Genomic DNA, 4,904 nt, shown 5'->3' on the forward strand with positions numbered 1-4,904 from the left:
AAAAAAAATGGATAAGCAGAACGCTAAACGCATTCTGGATTTCTTGGAACAGCGCATAGCGATATTGGAAGATCCGAGAGCGTCAGGAAAGCCCTTGAAGGGTGATTTGGGTGTTTTTTGGCGTTATCGAGTAGGTGACTATCGAGTGCTTTGTGACATTCAAGATGGCAAGTTAGTTATTTTGGCTGCGCTGATAGGCCATAGGAAAGAGGTTTATTAATAATATGAGAAAAATATTCGCATTTGTTTTGGTTATTTACTTGTCTGCCTGCTCAGATAATTCTACTTCACTTTTAGAACACAAAAAACCAGAAAACACGGTGATTCCACCTAACACCTTGGATATATCAATTGAACTTCCTGATTACACAATAACAGAAGATATAATAACAGCACCTTATAAACGCTCAGTAGAAATATCGTTACCATCACGAACTAATGAAGAAACTTTATATGCACTAGCTGAAAAAATTCATTCCCAGTCCAGCATAGATGTGCAACGGACATTTATAGGATACAGGATAGTAGGTGACCACGAGAATCAAGCATATTGGGCAACCACGCATTACAACCCTAACCTTGAAGTTAAAATTTTAGGGGAAAGCTTATCTACCTATAAAAAAATTAAGGAAAGCAAAGAACCAGAAGGTGAAATGATAGGATCGTGGATGGTTAACTGGGGTTATGAATACAAGATGACGATCTATAAAGAATTGGACCAGTTTTATATTCAAAAGATCTTTGGAGACGGCTCTTCATCAAATGAACCATATGAATGGTCTGAAACAGAACAAGGATTAAAGCTTCAAGATCAGGGTGACAAAGAAAGAGGAGAATATTTCCTCATTACCCCCGAAAAAAGTCTTGAGTTTTGGAGCGGAAATGGAAATTTTTACACCGCACAAAAATTATAGAACTATAAAATAATCGGATCTACTTGTTGGCTATTTTGCGTATAAATAATGGTGTGTCAAATAGGTTTAAATACTGTAATCTATTGTCATAAAAACAAAAACCCCGAATCACATTATCTACTTGGCGGAAGAGATGTGAGTCAGGGTTCAGGAATAAATCCTAAGAGGAATAATAACACATGGATCATACATATCAACCTAATAACCGCCATTTGAGAAGTGATTTTTGAATGCCGCGCATCAATTAAGCCTTTTCGAACAACTGCTACCCCAAAAACCCTATTACAGCGATGATTTATCTCATGGCTTAAAAATCATTTCATCAAAAAAAGCCAAAAAATACAGACACATACAGCACAATGGACCAACTCATAAATATTGGCTAGTGTTCGATGTCGATCGTTTTGATGCCACGATGTGCTGGGATAATTTGGGCGCACCGGCTCCAAACATTGTCGCAACTAATCGCGACAACGGCCACGCGCATCTGATTTACGGCTTGGAAATTCCCGTAAGAACAGCTCCTGATGGTAGCAGCAAGGCTTTACGCTATGCAGCAGCCGTAGAAGCAGCTCTAAGAGCGAAATTAGGAGCAGATGAGGGATACACTGGCCTTATCTGCAAAAACCCGCTGAATCCACACTGGCTCGTTTCTACGTGGGAGCCAAATCCATACACTTTGGATTGGTTAGCGGACTATCTCGATTTAAGCGCCTACAGCGGCTCTAAGCGACTTTCAGGCAATGGACTAGGCCGTAACTGCAATCTATTCGATTATCTCTCAAAATGGGCGTTTAAGTCCATTAGGCAAGGCTATCCAGAATACGAACGCTGGCTTGAAGCCGTTTTAACTCGTGCTGAGGCATATAACAACAAAGAATTTACGTCACCGTTACCATATTCCGAAGTCAAAGCAACGGCCAAATCCATTGCCAAATTTACACATAAGAACTTCAGCGCCGAAGGTTTTAGTGCATGGCAAGCCAGACAGGGCGCTAAGGGCGGCAGAAGATCCAAGAGGCCAACGCAAAGTGGCAGTAAGGCTGAATTACTCCCCAAAGTACTTCTTATGCAGACTCAGGGCTATTCAAACAGGATGATCAGCGACGATCTTGGCATTGGTTCCGCAACTATCAGCCGATGGACTTCAAAGTAAGAAAATTAGTGATCCGATAAGCCATATCAGATAATAGCCCGATCTTTTTCTTTTCGGGCTGCTTTTGCCCCACTAGAAATCCCCAAAATAGCGATCGCGAAAACAAGCCATATCAGATAATAGCCCCTTTTATCTTCACTGTTACTTAAACAGTATTCCCAAAATACATATCAAGAAAATAGAAAATCATTCGTTCTTGCTGGACTAGCGATTGAGCAGCTTGCCTGCGACATGAGACTAGTCAGCAAACAAGCAAAGCGCGTTAGTTTTCCCGTCCGTATTTCCGCCTAAATATATATCAAATAAAGTAACTGTTACCTTATCCTTGCTAAATAATGATGACCGATTTATACTGTATTTAGTGCTATAAGCCAGCATACACACAGGGCACTCTCTCACTTCGTTCGTTTGTTTCCTGTGTGTGTCTGGTTCAGGGGTGATAAATCCCCCCGAAACCCCCTAAAAGCACAATCTAAACCTTAACCTTTATCGTAACTGTTACTCCAAAGGATGCACAGAATGAAAGACAAATTAGATGATCGGACTGTGGATTTTATCCCTCAAAAACCAAAACGTGGCCGTCCATCAACAGGCCGCGCAATGACCGCAGCCGAAAAGCAGGCCGCTTATCGTGCTCGAAAATCAGCGATAACAGTAACAGTTACTTTTAACCGTGATGACATCAACACGCTAAAGCGCTTGATTGGTCATCCAGATCCAAGTCTAAACCTTGATAAATCAGTGATTGAAAGGCTTACAGAGGCCGTATTTCAGGCGGCTAAGTAATGGAAAAGCGCGAACGAGTTATTAAGATCCGTTGCACTGATGCGGAATACGACACGCTAGTCGAACGCTCGACAAAACTGCGTCTTGCAGAGTGGATTCGTGAGACATGCTTAGGCGTTCCTGCTAAGCGAACTGCTCCGCTTCCCACGGTCAGCCCAGAGCTACAACGTCAATTAACCGGTATCGGAAACAATTTAAACCAGATAGCCAGAGCCGTTAACCGCAGCCAGTGGAGCAGTATCGACAAAAGTCGCGTCATTACTGAGCTTGTGAGCATTGAAAGACACTTAGCTGAAATCAAAAAGGGGCATTCAAATGATTGTTAAATTCCATGCGCGTGGCTCAGGCGTCGGTAGTGGCCCGATTGATTACCTAATGGGTAAAGACCGCCAAAGAGAGGGTGCAACGCTCGATAGAGGTGATCCTGAGGCTATCATGGCCATCATCGATGCTAGCCCGTATGCAAAAAAATATACCAGTGGCGTTTTGTCTTTTTCTGAACCCGATTTAGACCGTGAATCTAAAGACAAAATCATGTCAGATTTTGAAAAAATGATGTTCCCAGGCCTGGATGCAGATCAATACGCTTGTATGTGGGTTGAGCATCGAGACAAAGACCGCTTGGAACTTAACTTTGTTGTGCCGAATATCGAGCTACAGAGCGGTAAACGCTTGCAGCCGTGGTATCACAAGCGCGATTTAAAAAGAGTGAATAATTGGAAGAATATCACCAATCACCAATACAAATTAACCGACCCAGACAACCCGTTAAACCACCGTTCACTTGTCACGCCTCGTAACCTACCTGAAAACCGAAAAATTGCCGCTGAAACGATTACAAGCAGCCTAATGACGGTCATGGCGAACGGGTTAATCACTAATCGCGCAGACGTGGTTAAAACGCTATCTGATGCGGGTTTTACGGTCGCCAGAGAAACCAAAAATTCAATATCAATTGCTGATCCTGATGGCGGCAAAAACATACGGCTCAAAGGGGCTATTTATGAACGAGATTTTAAATTTAACGAAGAAACTGGAGCAGCAATCGAACGAGCAGCTAAAGCTTACGAAGCAGCGACTGAGCAACGAATTCAACGAGCACACCAAGAGCTTGCAGAAGGAATTAAAAGGCTCTCAGATCATAATCAGCGCAGATATCCACGCCTTGACGCAGGAATTGCGCTCTCAGGCCTCAACCATGAGGCTAACGGCGCTCAGCACATGGGCTTACTTGCTCCTGACAATAATCATCGCTCTAATCTCGATTCAGGGCGTCCTCTGGTATCAGGGCAACCAGATAGCCGAGAACCTAGCCACGATAGAGCAACAAAATCAGACCTTGAAAGCGTTACAGAATCAAACGTTCGGGATAGCGACACACACGAGCAAAGAAGGCGAGCGTTTCATTCTGCTACCGAACGGCTGGAAAGCAGACCTCAATTGGACGGTGGGCAAGCAAAGCGCAATCAAATTGGAGAAAAAGTAAATGACGGAATTAGAGTCACAGTTACTAAAATCTGTAACAGAATATCAGAAGCAGCAAGAGCAGCAGCAGGCGGGATTGTCGAACAGCTACAAGGCTTTGCAGCAAATGTTCACAACTACGTCAGCAGAGAATCAAGAACTCAAAACGCAGGTGAAGAGCTTGGCGCAGCAGGTGAACGGCTTAGAATCGCAACTGAGCAGATTAATGGAATTGCTAACCAGATAGCCATGCAGCATAGCCGAAAAAATGATCGTGGATTAAGTCGATAAAAGAGTTATGATATACGTGTATATCAATAGAGGATTTAATTATGTTGGCAATACGGTTACCTGATGATATTGAAACCCGCTTAGCTGCTTTGGCAAATCAAACCGGTAGAACAAAAACCTTTTACGCAAGAGAAGCAATATTGACTCATTTAGAGGATCTGGAGGATTACTATCTTGCGGCTCAGATTGTTTCTGATATTCGTAAAGGATCTGAAAAAACCTACAGTAGCGAAGATGTGAGGGTGTCTCTTGGCTTGGAAAATTGATTACTCAGAGCGAGCGCTAAAATCACT

At 43.0% G+C, this 4,904-nt stretch carries 7 protein-coding genes and 1 pseudogene; all 8 read left to right on the forward strand.

What is annotated here, in order from left to right; translation table 11 throughout:
* Positions 1-220: type II toxin-antitoxin system RelE family toxin (locus tag NE536_RS22350; protein WP_261274058.1), on the forward strand; the 220-nt coding region annotated here is incomplete at its 5' end.
* Positions 221-224: 4 nt separating this feature from the next.
* A complete protein-coding gene (locus tag NE536_RS22355) occupies positions 225-914 on the forward strand; it encodes a hypothetical protein (protein ID WP_261274059.1) in 690 nt (229 codons plus the stop codon).
* Between the two features lie 226 nt (positions 915-1,140).
* Positions 1,141-2,070: a replication initiation protein gene (locus tag NE536_RS22360; RefSeq protein WP_261274060.1), complete on the forward strand. Its 930-nt coding sequence runs from the start codon at positions 1,141-1,143 to the stop codon at positions 2,068-2,070.
* A gap of 519 nt (positions 2,071-2,589) precedes the next feature.
* Positions 2,590-2,856 (forward strand): hypothetical protein, encoded by a 267-nt coding sequence (locus tag NE536_RS22365; RefSeq protein ID WP_261274061.1) that lies wholly within the window; start codon positions 2,590-2,592, stop codon positions 2,854-2,856.
* Positions 2,856-3,182, forward strand: coding sequence for a MobC family plasmid mobilization relaxosome protein (locus NE536_RS22370; RefSeq protein ID WP_261274062.1), 327 nt, complete (start codon positions 2,856-2,858; stop codon positions 3,180-3,182). Before NE536_RS22365 ends, NE536_RS22370 begins: the two co-directional genes overlap by 1 nt.
* A 109-nt stretch (positions 3,183-3,291) precedes the next feature.
* Positions 3,292-3,558: pseudogene (locus NE536_RS23020) on the forward strand (relaxase/mobilization nuclease domain-containing protein); the annotation flags it as partial.
* Between the two features lie 301 nt (positions 3,559-3,859).
* On the forward strand, positions 3,860-4,342 hold the full coding sequence (locus NE536_RS23025; protein WP_425347545.1) for an MbeB family mobilization protein: 483 nt from the start codon (positions 3,860-3,862) through the stop codon (positions 4,340-4,342).
* 310 nt (positions 4,343-4,652) lie between these two features.
* A complete protein-coding gene (gene relB, locus NE536_RS22380; RefSeq protein ID WP_261274064.1) occupies positions 4,653-4,877 on the forward strand; it encodes a type II toxin-antitoxin system RelB family antitoxin in 225 nt (74 codons plus the stop codon).
* The last annotated feature ends 27 nt before the right edge of the window (positions 4,878-4,904 follow it).

This window comes from Shewanella septentrionalis (assembly GCF_025370265.1).
Lineage (GTDB): Bacteria > Pseudomonadota > Gammaproteobacteria > Enterobacterales > Shewanellaceae > Shewanella > Shewanella hafniensis.